This is a genomic window from Vibrio agarilyticus, assembly GCF_012641465.1.
GTDB classification, from domain to species: domain Bacteria; phylum Pseudomonadota; class Gammaproteobacteria; order Enterobacterales; family Vibrionaceae; genus Vibrio; species Vibrio agarilyticus.
This window is the reverse complement of sequence record NZ_JABAIK010000004.1, coordinates 249,874-266,257: the sequence shown is the minus strand read 5'-3', so window position 1 is coordinate 266,257 and position 16,384 is coordinate 249,874. Positions and strand designations below refer to the sequence as shown.

32 protein-coding genes are annotated in these 16,384 nt (G+C 46.0%); 31 read left to right on the top strand and 1 reads right to left on the bottom strand.

All coding sequences use genetic code 11. The features are described from left to right. From HGP28_RS06065 to rplQ, 31 genes are all read left to right on the top strand, one after another. A partial coding sequence (locus tag HGP28_RS06065; protein WP_500691549.1) for an EF-Tu C-terminal domain-related protein occupies positions 1-178 on the top strand: 178 nt, incomplete at its 5' end. Positions 179-512: 334 nt separating this feature from the next. Further along, positions 513-701, top strand: coding sequence for a (2Fe-2S)-binding protein (locus HGP28_RS06060; RefSeq protein ID WP_168835556.1), 189 nt, complete (start codon positions 513-515; stop codon positions 699-701). Positions 702-774: 73 nt separating this feature from the next. Further along, positions 775-1,251, top strand: coding sequence for a bacterioferritin (gene bfr / locus HGP28_RS06055; protein ID WP_168835555.1), 477 nt, complete (start codon positions 775-777; stop codon positions 1,249-1,251). A 483-nt stretch (positions 1,252-1,734) separates the two neighbouring features. After that, positions 1,735-2,046 carry a 30S ribosomal protein S10 gene (rpsJ, locus tag HGP28_RS06050; RefSeq protein WP_004410492.1) on the top strand — a complete coding sequence of 104 codons (312 nt, stop codon included), beginning with the start codon at positions 1,735-1,737 and terminating at the stop codon, positions 2,044-2,046. 12 nt (positions 2,047-2,058) lie between these two features. Beyond that, on the top strand, positions 2,059-2,688 hold the full coding sequence (gene rplC, locus HGP28_RS06045; protein WP_168835554.1) for a 50S ribosomal protein L3: 630 nt from the start codon (positions 2,059-2,061) through the stop codon (positions 2,686-2,688). A 16-nt stretch (positions 2,689-2,704) separates the two neighbouring features. Further along, positions 2,705-3,307 (top strand): 50S ribosomal protein L4, encoded by a 603-nt coding sequence (gene rplD, locus HGP28_RS06040; RefSeq protein ID WP_168835553.1) that lies wholly within the window; start codon positions 2,705-2,707, stop codon positions 3,305-3,307. Then, a complete protein-coding gene (rplW, locus tag HGP28_RS06035) occupies positions 3,304-3,606 on the top strand; it encodes a 50S ribosomal protein L23 (RefSeq protein ID WP_168835552.1) in 303 nt (100 codons plus the stop codon). Before rplD ends, rplW begins: the two co-directional genes overlap by 4 nt. A 16-nt stretch (positions 3,607-3,622) precedes the next feature. Next, the gene (gene rplB / locus HGP28_RS06030; RefSeq protein ID WP_168835551.1) at positions 3,623-4,447 is read left to right on the top strand and encodes a 50S ribosomal protein L2; all 825 of its coding nucleotides are present in this window, start codon (positions 3,623-3,625) and stop codon (positions 4,445-4,447) included. A gap of 19 nt (positions 4,448-4,466) precedes the next feature. After that, positions 4,467-4,745, top strand: coding sequence for a 30S ribosomal protein S19 (rpsS, locus tag HGP28_RS06025; RefSeq protein ID WP_168835550.1), 279 nt, complete (start codon positions 4,467-4,469; stop codon positions 4,743-4,745). 10 nt (positions 4,746-4,755) lie between these two features. Further along, on the top strand, positions 4,756-5,088 hold the full coding sequence (gene rplV / locus HGP28_RS06020; protein WP_168835549.1) for a 50S ribosomal protein L22: 333 nt from the start codon (positions 4,756-4,758) through the stop codon (positions 5,086-5,088). Positions 5,089-5,107: 19 nt separating this feature from the next. Further along, the gene (rpsC, locus tag HGP28_RS06015) at positions 5,108-5,806 is read left to right on the top strand and encodes a 30S ribosomal protein S3 (protein WP_075651044.1); all 699 of its coding nucleotides are present in this window, start codon (positions 5,108-5,110) and stop codon (positions 5,804-5,806) included. 11 nt (positions 5,807-5,817) lie between these two features. Beyond that, positions 5,818-6,228, top strand: coding sequence for a 50S ribosomal protein L16 (gene rplP, locus HGP28_RS06010; RefSeq protein ID WP_168835548.1), 411 nt, complete (start codon positions 5,818-5,820; stop codon positions 6,226-6,228). Beyond that, positions 6,228-6,419, top strand: coding sequence for a 50S ribosomal protein L29 (rpmC, locus tag HGP28_RS06005; RefSeq protein ID WP_004398465.1), 192 nt, complete (start codon positions 6,228-6,230; stop codon positions 6,417-6,419). The genes rplP and rpmC overlap by 1 nt, the downstream gene beginning before the upstream one ends. Then, the gene (gene rpsQ, locus HGP28_RS06000; protein ID WP_168835547.1) at positions 6,419-6,673 is read left to right on the top strand and encodes a 30S ribosomal protein S17; all 255 of its coding nucleotides are present in this window, start codon (positions 6,419-6,421) and stop codon (positions 6,671-6,673) included. The genes rpmC and rpsQ overlap by 1 nt, the downstream gene beginning before the upstream one ends. Positions 6,674-6,829: 156 nt before the next feature. Next, positions 6,830-7,201, top strand: a complete 372-nt coding sequence (gene rplN / locus HGP28_RS05995; RefSeq protein WP_168835546.1) for a 50S ribosomal protein L14 — start codon at positions 6,830-6,832, stop codon at positions 7,199-7,201. An 11-nt stretch (positions 7,202-7,212) separates the two neighbouring features. After that, positions 7,213-7,530 carry a 50S ribosomal protein L24 gene (rplX, locus tag HGP28_RS05990; RefSeq protein ID WP_168835545.1) on the top strand — a complete coding sequence of 106 codons (318 nt, stop codon included), beginning with the start codon at positions 7,213-7,215 and terminating at the stop codon, positions 7,528-7,530. Between the two features lie 23 nt (positions 7,531-7,553). Next, the gene (rplE, locus tag HGP28_RS05985; RefSeq protein WP_114787356.1) at positions 7,554-8,093 is read left to right on the top strand and encodes a 50S ribosomal protein L5; all 540 of its coding nucleotides are present in this window, start codon (positions 7,554-7,556) and stop codon (positions 8,091-8,093) included. A 17-nt stretch (positions 8,094-8,110) separates the two neighbouring features. Next, positions 8,111-8,416, top strand: a complete 306-nt coding sequence (rpsN, locus tag HGP28_RS05980) for a 30S ribosomal protein S14 (protein ID WP_168835544.1) — start codon at positions 8,111-8,113, stop codon at positions 8,414-8,416. 29 nt (positions 8,417-8,445) lie between these two features. Next, positions 8,446-8,838, top strand: coding sequence for a 30S ribosomal protein S8 (gene rpsH / locus HGP28_RS05975; RefSeq protein WP_168835543.1), 393 nt, complete (start codon positions 8,446-8,448; stop codon positions 8,836-8,838). A gap of 12 nt (positions 8,839-8,850) precedes the next feature. Next, complete coding sequence (gene rplF, locus HGP28_RS05970) at positions 8,851-9,384, top strand: 50S ribosomal protein L6 (protein WP_168835542.1); 534 nt, start codon at positions 8,851-8,853, stop codon at positions 9,382-9,384. Between the two features lie 9 nt (positions 9,385-9,393). After that, entirely contained in the window at positions 9,394-9,747 is a 354-nt protein-coding gene (gene rplR, locus HGP28_RS05965; protein ID WP_168835541.1) for a 50S ribosomal protein L18, read from the top strand. 14 nt (positions 9,748-9,761) lie between these two features. After that, the gene (gene rpsE, locus HGP28_RS05960; RefSeq protein ID WP_168835540.1) at positions 9,762-10,265 is read left to right on the top strand and encodes a 30S ribosomal protein S5; all 504 of its coding nucleotides are present in this window, start codon (positions 9,762-9,764) and stop codon (positions 10,263-10,265) included. 7 nt (positions 10,266-10,272) lie between these two features. Continuing rightward, the gene (gene rpmD, locus HGP28_RS05955; RefSeq protein ID WP_004398455.1) at positions 10,273-10,449 is read left to right on the top strand and encodes a 50S ribosomal protein L30; all 177 of its coding nucleotides are present in this window, start codon (positions 10,273-10,275) and stop codon (positions 10,447-10,449) included. A 5-nt stretch (positions 10,450-10,454) separates the two neighbouring features. Further along, positions 10,455-10,889 carry a 50S ribosomal protein L15 gene (gene rplO / locus HGP28_RS05950; protein WP_168835539.1) on the top strand — a complete coding sequence of 145 codons (435 nt, stop codon included), beginning with the start codon at positions 10,455-10,457 and terminating at the stop codon, positions 10,887-10,889. 20 nt (positions 10,890-10,909) lie between these two features. Further along, complete coding sequence (gene secY / locus HGP28_RS05945; protein WP_168835538.1) at positions 10,910-12,244, top strand: preprotein translocase subunit SecY; 1,335 nt, start codon at positions 10,910-10,912, stop codon at positions 12,242-12,244. 39 nt (positions 12,245-12,283) lie between these two features. After that, a complete protein-coding gene (gene rpmJ, locus HGP28_RS05940; protein ID WP_000868186.1) occupies positions 12,284-12,397 on the top strand; it encodes a 50S ribosomal protein L36 in 114 nt (37 codons plus the stop codon). Between the two features lie 147 nt (positions 12,398-12,544). After that, positions 12,545-12,901, top strand: coding sequence for a 30S ribosomal protein S13 (rpsM, locus tag HGP28_RS05935; protein ID WP_011078812.1), 357 nt, complete (start codon positions 12,545-12,547; stop codon positions 12,899-12,901). Positions 12,902-12,919: 18 nt separating this feature from the next. Next, positions 12,920-13,309, top strand: coding sequence for a 30S ribosomal protein S11 (gene rpsK / locus HGP28_RS05930; RefSeq protein ID WP_001118870.1), 390 nt, complete (start codon positions 12,920-12,922; stop codon positions 13,307-13,309). 27 nt (positions 13,310-13,336) lie between these two features. Further along, positions 13,337-13,957, top strand: a complete 621-nt coding sequence (gene rpsD, locus HGP28_RS05925; protein WP_168835537.1) for a 30S ribosomal protein S4 — start codon at positions 13,337-13,339, stop codon at positions 13,955-13,957. Positions 13,958-13,981: 24 nt separating this feature from the next. Then, entirely contained in the window at positions 13,982-14,974 is a 993-nt protein-coding gene (locus tag HGP28_RS05920) for a DNA-directed RNA polymerase subunit alpha (protein WP_168835536.1), read from the top strand. 26 nt (positions 14,975-15,000) lie between these two features. After that, the gene (gene rplQ / locus HGP28_RS05915; RefSeq protein ID WP_011078810.1) at positions 15,001-15,384 is read left to right on the top strand and encodes a 50S ribosomal protein L17; all 384 of its coding nucleotides are present in this window, start codon (positions 15,001-15,003) and stop codon (positions 15,382-15,384) included. 261 nt (positions 15,385-15,645) lie between these two features. Here rplQ and bamJ read toward each other — a convergent pair whose 3' ends face one another. Next, on the bottom strand, positions 15,646-16,266 hold the full coding sequence (gene bamJ, locus HGP28_RS05910) for a BamJ family beta-barrel-assembly machinery protein (protein WP_168835535.1): 621 nt from the start codon (positions 16,264-16,266) through the stop codon (positions 15,646-15,648). Positions 16,267-16,384 lie beyond the last annotated feature (118 nt).

Genomic DNA, 16,384 nt, shown 5'->3' with positions numbered 1-16,384 from the left:
TGACGTAACTGGTGACATCTCTCTACCAGAAGGCGTAGAAATGGTAATGCCAGGCGACAACATCCAAATGATCGTTGAGCTAATCGCTCCAATCGCAATGGATGAAGGCCTACGTTTCGCTATCCGTGAAGGTGGCCGTACTGTAGGTGCTGGTGTTGTTGCTAAGATCATCGCTTAATTCTTTGAATTAGTCGATATCTAGTGACCTTTCGTTTGAAAGGCTCGCACAGAAAAGGGAAGCTTTGGCTTCCCTTTTTCATTTTTTAGATTTGCTTCTGCTATAAAACAGTTATAAGCGGTTTTTGATTTTATCTTAAATTTGGCTTGTTTAATCATAAGGTTAATGTGGCTGTTTGGTGACTTAAAATCTATCCTTTCTTAACTCATTGATCGTGCAAAATCGTAAGAAACGCTTAGAACAAAATGATCTATTGGCATGATGAATACAACTGGTAACGAAAACTATTCTTGTTTATATTCAGTGTGTCTATTGGGTTTAGAGGTTCGTAAATATGTACGTTTGTCTTTGTCATGGTGTCTCAGACAAGAAAATCAGACGATTAGTGTCAGAAGAGGGAGTCACCGACTTAAAGGGGATAAAACGTTGCACGCGCCTTGGCAGTCAATGTGGCAAATGTTTACGTCAAGCCAGACAGATCATCGATGAAACATTGATCAATCAATATCGCCGCGCAAGCTAACTCGTCTTTTTGCGCTTTGACACCTTCTTAAATGCTTCTACAGTTTATAGAAGTCATTAAGGAGGGCTTTGTCATGAAGGGCGATCCAATCATTATTCAACACCTCAATAAGATCTTGGGCAATGAGCTTATAGCGATTAATCAGTATTTTCTTCATGCGCGAATGTACAAGGACTGGGGTCTCAAGCATCTCGCGGACAAGGAGTACCATGAGTCAATCGATGAAATGAAGCATGCGGACCATCTTATTGAGCGCATCTTGTTTCTCGAAGGTTTACCCAATTTACAAGATTTAGGAAAGCTCTTGATTGGTGAAGATCCAAAAGAGATGCTGGAGTGCGATCTCAAGCTAGAGATGATAGCAATCCCCGATTTGCGAGATGCGATAGCGTACGCAGAAGACGTCAGGGATTATGTCTCACGAGATCTGTTTCTCGATATTCTCGAAGACGAAGAAGATCACGTTGATTGGCTCGAAACTCAGCTAGGCTTAATTGAGATGAGCGGCTTAGAAAATTACCTTCAAGCGCAATATGTGGATGAAGATTAGTTTAAAAATGAAAGCGGGGTGGACATGAGCCCAAACAACGGCCATTCTACCTCGCACCTCGCACCTCGCACCTCGCACCTCGCACCTCGCACCTCGCACCTCGCACCTCGCACCTCGCACCTCGCACCTCGCACCTCGCACCTCGCACGAAAAAATGCTGTTTTTTCCAACAAGACTTGCATCACGCTTTTCAATCTGTATAATGCCTCGCACTGGTTAAGCCAGTTGTGAACCAATGAGCAGCGAGGAGCTGACAAATCTTCGGATTTTTCAGGTAATGTATACTCAGCTTATGTTCGCGGTTAAAAAGTGTTGTTTGTTGTACTTGATGCCTTTGGTATCAGGGTGAGCAACCCAAATTAACTGACAATGTATCCAATTAGGATACTACGGTTTCACATAAATCAATCGGCATTCTCTCGTCTTGACGAGTTTGAGTGGCGATATTGTTTGTGTAATTTTTAATAATTGGAGCTCTGTCTCATGCAGAACCAACGCATTCGTATCCGCCTAAAAGCATTCGATTACAAACTAATCGACGCTTCTACTGCGGAAATCGTTGAAACGGCTAAGCGCACTGGCGCACAGGTTCGTGGTCCAATCCCACTACCTACTCGTAAAGAGCGTTTCACAGTTCTTATCTCTCCACACGTTAACAAGAAAGCTCGTGACCAGTACGAAATCCGTACTCACAAGCGTCTGATCGACATCGTTGAGCCAACAGATAAAACTGTTGACGCTCTAATGCGTTTAGACCTTGCTGCGGGCGTTGACGTACAAATTAGCCTAGGTTAAGGGAGATAAAGAATGATTGGTCTAGTCGGACGTAAAGTGGGCATGACCCGCGTATTTACTGAAGAAGGCGTTTCTATCCCAGTAACAGTTGTTGAGGTTGAAGCGAACCGTGTAACTCAAGTTAAATCTCTTGAGTCTGACGGCTACGCAGCAATTCAAGTTACTGCTGGTGCTAAGAAAGCTAACCGTGTTTCTAAGCCAGAAGCTGGCCACTTTGCGAAAGCAGGTGTTGAAGCTGGCCGCGGTCTTTGGGAATTCCGTTTAGAAAACGGTGAAGAGTTTGAAGTTGGTGCTGAACTGACTGTTGAACTGTTCAACGAAATTAAGAAAGTAGACGTTACTGGTACATCTAAAGGTAAAGGTTTCCAAGGCACTGTTAAGCGCTGGAACTTCCGTACTCAAGATATGACTCACGGTAACTCATTGTCTCACCGTGCTCCTGGTTCAATTGGCCAATGTCAAACTCCAGGTCGCGTGTTCAAAGGCAAGAAAATGGCTGGTCACATGGGTGCTGAGCGTGTAACGACTCAAAACCTAGAGATCGTACGTGTTGACGCTGAGCGCAACCTGCTTCTTATTAAAGGTGCAGTCCCAGGCGCAACTGGCGGTAACGTGATCGTTAAACCAGCTGTTAAAGCATAACGTCTAGGAGTAAGTAATGGAAATTATGGTTAAAGGTGCAAACGCACTAACTGTTTCTGAAACTACTTTCGGACGTGAGTTTAACGAAGCTCTTGTACACCAAGTAGTTGTTGCGTACGCAGCAGGTGCTCGTCAAGGTACTCGTGCTCAAAAAACACGTTCAGAAGTTTCTGGCGGTGGCGCTAAACCATGGCGTCAAAAAGGTACTGGCCGTGCACGTGCTGGTACAATTCGTAGCCCAATCTGGCGTACAGGTGGTGTTACTTTTGCTGCGAAACCACAAGATCACAGCCAAAAAGTTAACAAGAAAATGTACCGCGGTGCTATGAAGAGCATTCTTTCTGAGCTAGTTCGTCAAGAGCGTCTAATCGTTGTTGAAGAGTTCTCAGTTGAAGCACCAAAGACTAAAGAGCTAGTAGCTAAGCTAAAAGAGCTTGAGCTTAACGATGTACTAATCGTAACTGGCGAAGTAGATGAGAATCTATTCCTAGCAGCTCGCAACCTGTACAAAGTTGACGCACGTGATGTAGCTGGTATTGACCCAGTTTCTCTAATTGCGTTTGACAAGGTTCTAATGACTGCAGCAGCAGTTAAGCAAGTTGAGGAGATGCTGGCATGATGACTGAAGAGCGTCTACTAAAAGTTCTACGTGCACCGCACATCTCTGAAAAAGCAACAATGGTTGCTGAGAAAGCGAACACTATCGTTTTCAAAGTAGCGAAAGATGCCACTAAAAAAGAGATCAAAGCAGCTGTAGAAAAGCTATTTGAAGTTGAAGTTAAGTCTGTAAATACTCTTATCACTAAGGGTAAGACCAAGCGTCAAGGTCTACGCCAAGGTCGTCGTTCTGACGTCAAAAAAGCGTACGTTACTTTGAAAGAAGGTCAAGATCTTGACTTCGTTGGCGGCGCGGAATAACAGGAGTAGTTGAAAAATGGCTATTGTTAAATGTAAGCCGACTTCGGCTGGTCGTCGTCACGTTGTTAAAGTTGTTAACGCTGACCTACACAAAGGCAAGCCTTACGCACCTCTTCTAGAGAAAAACTCTAAGAACGGTGGTCGTAACAACAACGGTCGTATCACAGTACGTCACATCGGTGGTGGTCATAAGCAACACTATCGTCTAGTTGACTTTAAACGTTCAAAAGACGGCATCCCAGCGACAGTTGAGCGTTTAGAATACGATCCAAACCGTAGCGCAAATATCGCTCTAGTTCTTTACAAAGACGGTGAGCGTCGTTACATCCTAGCACCTAAAGGTCTTAAAGCGGGTGATGTTATCCAGTCTGGCGTTGATGCGCCGATCAAAGCGGGTAACACGTTGCCAATGCGCAACATCCCTGTAGGTTCAACTGTACACAACGTTGAACTTAAGCCTGGTAAAGGTGGTCAGCTTGCTCGTTCTGCTGGCGCATACGCTCAAATCGTTGCGCGTGATGGCACTTACGTGACTATCCGTCTACGTTCTGGCGAAATGCGTAAAGTACTTTCTGAAGGTCGTGCAACGATCGGTGAAGTTGGTAACGCAGAGCATATGCTACGTGAACTTGGTAAAGCTGGTGCTTCACGCTGGCGCGGCGTACGTCCAACCGTACGTGGTGTAGTAATGAACCCGGTTGATCACCCACACGGTGGTGGTGAAGGTCGTACTTCTGGTGGCCGTCATCCAGTATCACCATGGGGTATGCCAACTAAAGGCTTCAAGACTCGTAAGAACAAACGCACTGACAAGTACATTGTACGTCGTCGTAACAAATAATCTATAAAGAGGAATCGCCATGCCACGTTCTCTCAAGAAAGGTCCATTTATCGACCTACACTTGCTGAAGAAGGTAGAGAAAGCGGTGGAAAGCGGAGACAAAAAGCCACTTAAGACTTGGTCCCGTCGTTCAATGATCATTCCACAAATGATCGGTTTGACCATCGCTGTCCATAATGGTCGTCAGCACGTACCAGTATTTGTAACTGATGAAATGATCGGTCACAAACTGGGTGAATTCGCACCAACTCGTACTTACCGCGGTCACGCTGCGGATAAGAAAGCTAAGAAGCGTTAAGGAGTAAATGATGGAAGCTATTGCTAAACATAACTTTGCTCGCATTTCGCCTCAGAAAGCTCGCTTAGTTGCAGATCTTATTCGTGGTAAAAAAGTTGATCAAGCACTTGAAATCCTAACTTTCAGCAACAAAAAAGCTGCTGTATTGGTTAAGAAAGTTCTTGAATCAGCAATCGCGAATGCGGAGCACAACGAAGGTGCAGATATCGACGATCTATCAGTCGCTAAAATCTTCGTAGATGAAGGCCCAGTCATGAAGCGTATTATGCCTCGTGCAAAAGGTCGTGCGGATCGTATCTTGAAGCGTTCAAGCCACATCACTGTTGTTGTAGCAGATCGCTAAGAGACTAGGAGAGTAAGCAATGGGTCAAAAAGTACATCCAAATGGTATTCGTCTTGGCATCGTTAAGCCTTGGAATGCTACATGGTTTGCTAATACCAAAGATTTCGCTGACAACCTAGACGGCGACTTCAAGGTACGTCAGTTCCTAACTAAGGAACTAGCAAAAGCGTCACTATCACGCATCGTTATCGAGCGTCCTGCTAAGAGCATCCGTGTGACTATTCACACTGCTCGTCCAGGTGTTGTTATCGGTAAGAAAGGTGAAGACGTTGAGAAACTACGTGCAGCTGTAGCAAAAATTGCAGGTGTACCAGCTCAAATTAACATCGCTGAAGTACGCAAGCCTGAGCTTGATGCACAGCTTGTTGGTGACAGCATCGCGTCTCAACTAGAGCGTCGCGTTATGTTCCGTCGTGCTATGAAGCGCGCGGTACAAAATGCTATGCGTCTAGGCGCTAAAGGTATCAAAGTGGAAGTAAGCGGTCGTCTAGGCGGCGCTGAAATTGCACGTTCTGAGTGGTATCGTGAAGGTCGTGTACCTCTACACACTCTACGTGCTGACATTGATTACGCAACTTCTTCGGCTCACACCCAATACGGTGTGATCGGCATTAAGACTTGGATCTTCAAAGGTGAAATCCTAGGCGGTATGCCAGCAGCTAACGCTGTAGAGCCAAAGGCTGACAAGCCTAAGAAGCAGCGTAAAGGCCGTAAGTAAGGAGTCGACAGATGCTACAACCTAAACGTACTAAGTTCCGTAAGGTTCATACTGGTCGTAACCGTGGTCTAGCGAAAGGTACTGACGTAAGCTTCGGTACTTTCGGTTTGAAAGCGGTAGGCCGTGGTCGTCTAACTGCTCGTCAAATCGAAGCAGCACGTCGTGCAATGACGCGTCACGTTAAGCGTCAAGGTAAAATCTGGATCCGTGTGTTCCCAGACAAACCAATCACTGAAAAACCGCTTGAAGTTCGTCAGGGTAAGGGTAAAGGTAACGTTGAGTACTGGGTAGCCCAAATCCAACCTGGTAAGGTAATGTACGAAATGGGCGGTGTCCCTGAAGAATTGGCGCGTGAAGCGTTCCGCCTAGCGGCTCGTAAACTGCCATTCAAAACGACATTCGTAATTAAGCAGGTGATGTGATGAAAGCACTAGATCTACGCGAAAAGAGCGTTGAAGAGCTTAACGCTGAGCTATTGAATTTGCTTCGTGAACAGTTCAACTTGCGTATGCAAGCGGCAACTGGTCAACTACAGCAAACTCATACTCTTAAAGCTGTACGCCGTGATATCGCACGTGTGAAAACTGTTTTGACTGAGAAGGCAGGCGCATAATGAGCGAAGTAAAACGTACTCAACAAGGTCGTGTAGTTAGCGACAAGATGGACAAGTCTATCGTAGTTGCTATCGAACGTTTCGTAAAACACCCAATTTACGGTAAGTTCGTTAAACGTACGACTAAAGTACACGCGCACGATGAGAACAACGAGTGTGGCATTGGCGACACAGTTGAAATCGCAGAGTGTCGTCCACTGTCTAAGACTAAGTCTTGGACTTTGGTAAAAGTTGTAGAAAAAGCGAAAATTTAATTTCGTCATTCTATAAGAAACGGCTCCAAGATTTTATTGGAGCCGTTTGTTTTTTGACTACCCAATCACGAAAAAGGGTGGTACAATTCGCGTCCCTTTTAAAGAGGCAGCCCGACCCGTGATGGGTCTAGTTTTAATATTTAGCGGAGCACTAACATGATCCAAATGCAAACTATGCTGGACGCAGCTGATAACTCAGGCGCACGCAGCGTAATGTGTATTAAGGTTCTGGGTGGCTCTCACCGCCGTTATGCACATATCGGTGACGTCATCAAAGTTACTGTCAAGGAAGCAATTCCTCGCGGTAAAGTTAAAAAAGGTGATGTTCTGAAGGCGGTGGTAGTGCGCACCCGTAAAGGCGTACGTCGTCCTGACGGTTCTGTCATTCGCTTCGACCGAAATGCTTGCGTATTGCTTAACAACAATACTGAGCAACCAATCGGTACACGTATCTTTGGTCCCGTGACTCGCGAACTTCGTGGCGATAAGTTCATGAAGATCGTTTCACTGGCTCCAGAAGTTCTGTAAGGAGCGCTACAATGGCAGCTAAAATCCGTCGTAATGACGAAGTAATCGTTCTTGCTGGTAAAGACAAAGGCAAGAAAGGTAAAGTAACTAAGGTTCTAGCAACTGGTAAAGTTATCGTTGAAGGTATCAACCTAGTTAAGAAGCATCAGAAACCTGTTCCTGCTCTAAATATCCAAGGTGGTATTGTTGAGCAAGAAGCGGCGATGGATGTTTCTAACGTGGCTATCTTTAACGCAGCTACTGGTAAAGCTGACCGTATCGGTTTCCGTTTCGAAGATGGTAAGAAAGTTCGTTTCTTTAAGTCTAACGGCGAAACCGTTTCTAACTAATAGAAGTAATTTGGAGTTCTACTATGGCGAAACTGCATGATTACTACAAGTCGTCTGTAGTCGCTGAACTGACCAAACAGTTCAGCTACACAAGCGTCATGCAAGTCCCTAGAATCGAAAAGATCACCCTAAACATGGGTGTGGGCGAAGCAATCAACGATAAAAAACTGCTAGAAAACGCAGCGTCTGATATGGCAACGATCTCTGGTCAAAAGCCACTTATCACTAAAGCTCGTAAATCTGTTGCAGGTTTTAAAATTCGTGAAGGCTACCCTATCGGTTGTAAAGTAACCTTGCGTGGCGAACGTATGTGGGATTTTCTTGAGCGTCTAATTTCGATTGCTCTTCCACGTGTACGTGACTTCCGTGGTGTTAGCGCTAAGTCTTTTGACGGACGCGGTAACTACAGCATGGGCGTTCGCGAGCAAATCATCTTCCCGGAAATCGACTTTGATAAAGTTGATCGAGTGCGCGGTCTTGATATCACTATCACGACGTCTGCTGGCACTGATGAGGAAGGCCGTGCTCTGCTGGCTGCCTTTAACTTCCCATTCCGTAAGTAAGGTGAAGGGTTACTGTTATGGCTAAACAATCAATGAAAGCACGTGAAGCAAAACGTGCACAGCTAGTAGCTAAGTTCGCTGAAAAGCGTGCAACGCTAAAAGCTATCATCAGCGATGTAAACGCATCTGAAGAAGATCGTTGGGATGCAGTGCTTAAACTGCAATCACTACCACGTGATTCAAGTGCATCACGTCAGCGCAACCGTTGCAACCAAACTGGTCGTCCACACGGTTACCTACGTAAATTCGGTCTAAGCCGTATCAAAGTTCGTGAAGCTTGCATGAAAGGCGAGATTCCTGGACTTCGTAAGGCTAGCTGGTAATTGCCACTTAATCATTTGGAGTAAATCATATGAGCATGCAAGATCCGATCGCGGATATGCTGACCCGCGTTCGCAACGGTCAGGCAGCAAACAAAGTTGCTGTTAAAATGCCTTCTTCAAAGCTTAAAGTTGCAATTGCTGCACTACTAAAAGCTGAAGGTTACATCGTTGATTTCGCTGTCGAAGGCGAAGCAAAACCTGAGCTAGAAGTTACTCTTAAGTACTTCCAAGCTAAACCTGTAATCGAGCAACTTAAGCGTGTTTCACGCCCTGGTCTACGCGTTTATAAGAAGAAAGATCAACTTCCTTCTGTAATGGGTGGTCTAGGTATTGCTATCGTTTCAACTTCCAAGGGTCTAATGTCAGACCGTGCTGCACGTAAAGCAGGTCTTGGTGGTGAAATCATCTGCTACGTAGCGTAATAGGAGTAGAATATGTCTCGTGTTGCTAAAGCACCTGTCGCTATTCCAGCTGGCGTAGAGGTGAAACTAAACGGCCAAGAAATCACTGTAAAAGGTGCGAAAGGTGAACTATCTCGCGTTCTTAACAACGCTGTAGTTGTCGCTCAGGAAGAAAACAACCTGACTTTCGGTCCTCGTGAAGGTGTGGTTAACGCATGGGCACAAGCAGGTACTGCACGTGCACTTGTTAACAACATGGTCATCGGTGTTACTGAAGGCTTTACTAAGAAGCTGACTCTTAAAGGTGTTGGTTACCGTGCTGCTATCAAAGGCAACGCTGTAGGTCTAACCCTAGGCTTCTCTCACCCAGTTGAGCACGAGTTGCCAGCGGGTATCAAAGCTGAATGTCCAAGCCAAACTGAAATCGTGCTAACTGGTTGTGATAAACAGCTTGTTGGTCAAGTTGCGGCTGACATTCGTTCTTACCGCGCACCAGAGCCTTACAAAGGTAAAGGTGTTCGTTACGCAGATGAAAATGTGCGTACCAAAGAAGCTAAGAAGAAGTAAGGTAACACTATGGATAAGAAAGCATCTCGCATCCGTCGTGCTACACGTGCACGTCGTAAGATTGCAGAACTTGGTGCAACTCGCCTGGTAGTACACCGTACTCCTCGCCATGTTTACGCTCAAGTTATCGCGGCAAACGGCTCTGAGGTTATCGCAGCTGCTTCTACTGTAGAAAAAGCGATCCGTGAGCAAGTGAAATACACTGGTAACATCGAAGCAGCTCAAGCAGTAGGTAAAGCTGTTGCAGAACGCGCTCTTGAAAAAGGCGTAACTGCAGTTGCATTTGATCGTTCTGGTTTCCAATACCACGGTCGAGTAGCGGCGCTAGCAGATTCTGCTCGCGAAGCTGGTCTGAAATTCTAAGGTAGGGTTGGAAGATGGCTAAAGAACAACAAGTTCAAGCGAATGATTTGCAAGAAAAGCTAATCGCAGTTAACCGCGTTTCTAAAACGGTTAAAGGTGGTCGAATCATGAGCTTTACTGCACTAACTGTAGTTGGTGACGGTAACGGTCGTGTAGGTTTCGGTTACGGCAAAGCTCGTGAAGTACCTGCAGCGATCCAAAAAGCAATGGAAAAAGCACGTCGTAACATGGTTACTATCGCGCTAAACGAAGGCACTCTTCACCACCCAGTGAAAGGTCGCCACTCGGGCTCTAAAGTTTACATGCAGCCTGCTGCAGAAGGTACTGGTGTTATCGCAGGTGGTGCGATGCGTGCAGTACTTGAAGTTGCTGGCGTACATAACGTACTGTCTAAAGCATACGGTTCTACGAACCCTATCAACATCGTTCGTGCAACGATCGATGCACTAGCAAGCGTTAAGTCACCAGAAATGGTTGCTGCTAAACGTGGTCTAACTGTTGAAGCTATTTCGGAGTAAGAACACCATGGCAACTATTAAAGTAACTCAAACTAAAAGCTCAATTGGCCGCCTACCAAAGCACAAAGCGACTTTGCGTGGTCTAGGTCTTCGTCGTATCAACCACACTGTAGAACTTGAAGATACTCCGTGCGTACGCGGTATGATCAACAAAGTTTACTACATGGTTAAAGTTGAGGAGTAATCAGAATGCGTTTGAATACTCTTGCGCCGGCTGCTGGTTCTAAGCACGCTCCTAAGCGTCTTGGCCGTGGTATCGGTTCTGGCCTAGGTAAAACTGGTGGCCGTGGTCATAAAGGCCAAAAGTCACGCTCTGGCGGCAAAGTACGTCCAGGTTTTGAAGGCGGTCAAATGCCTCTTAAACAGCGTCTACCAAAATTCGGTTTCACTTCTCGTAAGAGCCTAGTGTCTGCTGAAATTCGTCTAGGTGAACTAGCGAAAGTAACTGGTGATGTTGTTGACCTAAACAGCTTGAAAGCAGCGAACCTTATCACTAAGAACATCGAATTTGCAAAAATCGTTCTTTCTGGTGAGATCAACAAAGCTGTCACTGTTAAAGGTCTACGCGTGACTAAAGGCGCTAAAGCTGCAATCGAAGCTGCAGGCGGTAAAATCGAGGAATAATCTCGAGGGAAGAGGTACAGATGGCTAAGAAACCAGGACAAGATTTTCGTAGTGCTCAGAGCGGCTTAAGTGAACTAAAGTCGCGTCTACTGTTCGTATTAGGTGCACTTTTAGTATTCCGAGCAGGCTCTTTTGTGCCGATCCCTGGTATTGACGCTGCTGTACTTGCCGATCTGTTCGAACAGCAAAAAGGGACCATCGTAGAAATGTTTAACATGTTCTCCGGTGGTGCTCTTGAGCGTGCATCTATTTTAGCATTGGGCATCATGCCGTATATTTCGGCGTCTATTGTTGTCCAATTGCTAACGGTAGTTCATCCCGCGTTAGCTGAGCTCAAAAAAGAGGGCGAAGCAGGGCGTCGTAAGATCAGCCAATATACGCGCTATGGCACGCTTGTGCTTGCAATTTTCCAAGCGATAGGTATTGCAACTGGCTTACCAAACATGGTCGAAAATCTGGTCGTTATCGATCAAACCATGTTTATGCTGATTGCGACCGTAAGTTTAGTAACCGGCACCATGTTCCTCATGTGGTTAGGTGAACAAATTACAGAGCGAGGAATTGGTAACGGTATTTCGTTGCTGATTTTTGCAGGTATTGTTGCTGGATTGCCATCGGCAATCGGTCAAACAATCGAGCAAGCGCGTCAAGGTGAATTGCATGTACTTCTTCTGCTGTTAATCGGCGTGATTGCTTTTGCAGTTATTTACTTTGTGGTGTTTATGGAGCGTGGTCAACGTCGTATCGTTGTCAACTACGCAAAACGCCAGCAAGGCCGCAAAGTGTTTGCTGCGCAAAGCTCGCATCTACCATTAAAAATTAATATGGCAGGTGTTATTCCGGCGATTTTTGCATCAAGCATCATTCTGTTCCCAGGAACATTGGCGCAATGGTTTGGTCAAAACGGTGAGAGCAGCGCGTTCGGTTGGTTAACTGACGTGTCATTGGCTCTTAGCCCTGGTCAGCCTTTGTATGTCATGCTTTATGCAGCAGCGATTATTTTCTTCTGTTTCTTCTACACGGCGTTGGTTTTCAACCCGCGTGAAACAGCAGATAACCTGAAGAAGTCAGGTGCATTCGTACCCGGCATCCGCCCAGGCGAGCAGACAGCCAAGTACATTGATAAAGTGATGACACGTCTAACCCTTGCGGGCGCACTGTATATTACCTTTATCTGTCTGATCCCAGAATTCATGATGGTCGCGTGGAACGTTCGTTTCTACTTCGGCGGCACCTCACTACTGATTGTAGTGGTGGTTATCATGGACTTTATGGCACAGGTACAGACGCATATGATGTCACAACAATATGAGTCTGTGTTGAAGAAAGCGAATCTGAAAGGCTATGGCCGCTAAGGCGGTGGTGGTACTCAGTTTCATTTACGGAGTTTAGCAATGAAAGTTCGTGCTTCCGTTAAAAAAATCTGCCGTAACTGTAAAGTTATCAAGCGCAACGGTGTTGTACGCGTGATTTGCAGTGAGCCAAAGCATAAGCAACGCCAAGGCTAATTAGCAGAAATTTTTACTTGAAATGTAAGGTAGCGTCGAGTATATTCCTCGGCCTACCTTTTGCGTGCAAAAGAAGTAGTATCCCGCAGCGTATCCATTACGGGCTTTGCTGCGGATAATTCTTTTAAGAACCCCTAGGAGTGAATAATGGCCCGTATTGCAGGCATTAACATTCCTGATCAGAAACATGCTGTAATTGCACTTACTGCAATTTACGGTATCGGTAAGACTCGCTCGAAAGCTATTCTAGCTGACGTGGGTATTGCTGAAGATGTTAAGATCAGTGAACTAACTGAAGAGCAGATCGATCAACTGCGTGATGGTGTAGCTAAATACACTGTAGAAGGTGATCTACGTCGTGAAGTATCTATGAACATCAAGCGTCTTATGGACCTTGGCTGTTACCGTGGTCTTCGTCATCGTCGCAGTCTACCACTACGTGGACAGCGTACTAAAACCAATGCTCGCACCCGTAAGGGTCCGCGTAAGCCGATCAAAAAATAATCGGGAAGGTAGAGTACAATGGCTAAACAACCAACTCGCGCGCGTAAACGCGTTCGCAAACAAGTTGCAGACGGTGTTGCGCACATCCATGCTTCTTTTAACAACACAATCGTTACCATTACTGACCGTCAAGGCAACGCTCTAGCTTGGGCTACTGCAGGTGGTTCAGGTTTCCGTGGTTCTCGTAAATCGACTCCGTTCGCTGCACAGGTTGCTGCTGAGCGTTGTGCTGAAATGGCCAAAGAGTACGGTCTAAAGAACTTGGAAGTTATGGTTAAGGGTCCTGGTCCAGGTCGTGAATCTACTGTTCGCGCACTGAACGCCGCTGGTTTCCGCATCACAAACATCGTTGATGCTACACCAATCCCTCATAACGGTTGTCGTCCACCTAAGAAACGTCGCGTTTAACGTTTCTGGGACCATTGGAGAAGAATCATGGCAAGATATTTGGGTCCTAAGCTGAAGCTTAGCCGTCGCGAAGGCACTGACTTGTTCCTTAAGTCTGGTGTTCGCGCGATCGATACCAAGTGTAAAATTGATAACGCACCAGGTGTACACGGCGCTCGTCGCGGTCGTCTATCTGAGTATGGCGTTCAGCTTCGTGAGAAGCAAAAAGTTCGTCGTATGTACGGCGTTCTAGAAAAACAATTCCGTAACTACTACAAAGAAGCCGCTCGCCTTAAAGGCAACACAGGTGAAAACCTGCTTCAGCTTCTTGAAGGTCGTCTAGATAACGTAGTTTACCGCATGGGCTTTGGCGCAACTCGCGCAGAAGCACGTCAACTAGTTAGCCACAAAGCTATCCTAGTTAACGGTAAAGTTGTAAACGTTCCTTCTTTCAAAGTAGCGGCTAATGACGTTGTATCAATTCGCGAAAAAGCTAAACAGCAAGCGCGTATTAAAGCGGCTCTAGAAGTTGCAGAACAACGTGAAAAACCAACTTGGATTGAAGTAGATGCTGGCCAATTGGAAGGTACATTCAAGCGTATGCCTGAGCGTTCTGACCTATCAGCTGATATCAACGAACAATTGATCGTCGAGCTTTACTCTAAGTAAGGTTTAAATTAAAGAGAGGACACAATGCAGGGTTCTGTAACAGAATTTCTTAAGCCACGTCTTGTTGACATTGAACAGATCAGCACGACTCATGCAAAAGTAACTCTTGAGCCATTAGAGCGTGGCTTTGGTCACACTCTAGGTAATGCGCTTCGCCGCATTCTACTTTCGTCAATGCCAGGTTGCGCAGTGACTGAAGTTGAAATTGAAGGCGTGCTTCACGAGTACAGCACTAAAGAAGGTGTTCAAGAAGATATTCTTGAGATTCTTCTAAACCTTAAAGGTTTGGCAGTGCGTGTCGCTGAAGGCAAAGACGAAGTGTTTATCACACTAAACAAATCTGGCTCGGGCCCTGTGGTTGCAGGTGACATCACCCATGATGGTGATGTAGAGATCGCTAACCCTGAACACGTTATTTGCCATCTAACCGATGACAATGCTGAAATCGCTATGCGTATTAAAGTAGAACGTGGTCGTGGTTATGTTCCAGCTTCAGCTCGTATTCACACTGAAGATGATGAGCGTCCTATTGGTCGTCTATTGGTTGATGCTACATTCAGCCCTGTAGATAAAATTGCTTACGCTGTAGAAGCTGCACGTGTTGAGCAACGTACCGATTTAGACAAGCTTGTGATCGACATGGAAACGAACGGTACTCTAGAACCTGAGGAAGCTATCCGTCGCGCAGCTACAATCCTAGCTGAGCAATTGGATGCGTTCGTAGATCTTCGTGATGTACGTGTACCTGAGGAGAAGGAAGAGAAGCCAGAATTCGATCCGATCCTACTGCGTCCTGTAGACGATCTTGAACTAACAGTTCGCTCTGCTAACTGCCTGAAAGCAGAAGCGATTCACTACATCGGTGATCTAGTACAACGTACTGAGGTTGAGCTACTTAAAACGCCAAACCTTGGTAAGAAATCTCTTACTGAGATTAAAGACGTACTGGCGTCACGTGGTTTGTCTCTGGGCATGCGCCTCGAGAACTGGCCACCTGCATCAATCGCTGAAGATTAATCGATACTAGTTAGAAGGATTAGGTCATGCGCCATCGTAAGAGTGGTCGTCAACTCAACCGCAACAGCAGCCATCGCAAAGCGATGTTTAGCAACATGGCTAGCTCTCTTGTTCGTCACGAAGTGATCAAGACAACTTTGCCAAAAGCTAAAGAACTGCGTCGTGTAGTTGAGCCTTTGATTACACTAGCTAAGACTGACAGTGTTGCTAACCGTCGTCTAGCGTTTGCACGTACTCGTGACAACGAAGTAGTTGCAAAACTATTTAACGAACTAGGTCCACGTTTTGCTGCTCGTCAGGGCGGTTACACTCGTATCCTAAAAGCTGGCTTCCGTGCTGGTGACAAAGCTCCAATGGCATACATTGAGCTAGTTGATCGCCCAGCTGCTGAAGAAGCTGCTGCTGAGTAATCAGTTCGTAAAACGAAAAAACCGAGCATCTGCTCGGTTTTTTTGTATCTAAACATTCTGCTCATACTCGTGCCACTTGACGTTTTAATGGACTCATAAGCCACATCACAGTGCGTGTCGATACTCTGTGGGCCCGCTTGTTGTCTCATTGACAAAGCCAAAGCAAGTCACTTTCGCTGAATCATCCATCTTGAAGTTACTTGGTATAAGTATGTAAAAAAATGGCGCTCTAGTGAGCGCCATTTTGGAACCACATTCTGATTACAGAATATCGAGTAATTCTACTTCAAACACCAATGCGGCAAATGGTGGGATGGCTGCGCCTGCGCCACGCTCGCCATAAGCAAGGTCTTGTGGAATGTAGAGCTTCCATTTTGAGCCTACAGGCATTAGCTGCAGAGCTTCAACCCAACCTTTGATCACGCCAGTTACAGGGAATTCCGCTGGTTGGCCACGCGATACTGAGCTATCAAACACAGTGCCGTCGGTCAATTGACCGTGATAATGAACGCGAACGGTTTTATCCGATGATGGGATTTCGCCGGTGCCTTCAGTCAAGATTTCGTATTGCAGACCTGAGTCCAATACAGTCACTTCATCACGTTTTGCGTTGTCAGCTAGAAACGCTTCGCCTTCTGCGGCAGCAGCTTTAGCGGCTTCTTGGCGCACAGCTTCTGCACGTGTATGGAGTTCTTGTAGCGCTTGGTTGATTTCGTCGATTTCGATAGCAGGCATATCACCTGCTAGTGCCGTTGCAATACCAGCGGCAATCGCGTCGACATTTAGCCCTTCAAGACCTGAGCCAGCAAGTTGTTGGCCCATTTGCAGGCCGATGCCGTAGCTGGCTTTTTGCTCTGCAGTTTCAAATTGTACGTCAGACATGAATTTTACTCATTAGTTGGCGAATTGAACCACTTAGGATAGCAGGTTCGCAGTTTAGGTGAAACGATAGAGTGCCGTTTCGGCACTGAAACTGCGTCATCTCGTCGGTCACGGTCAA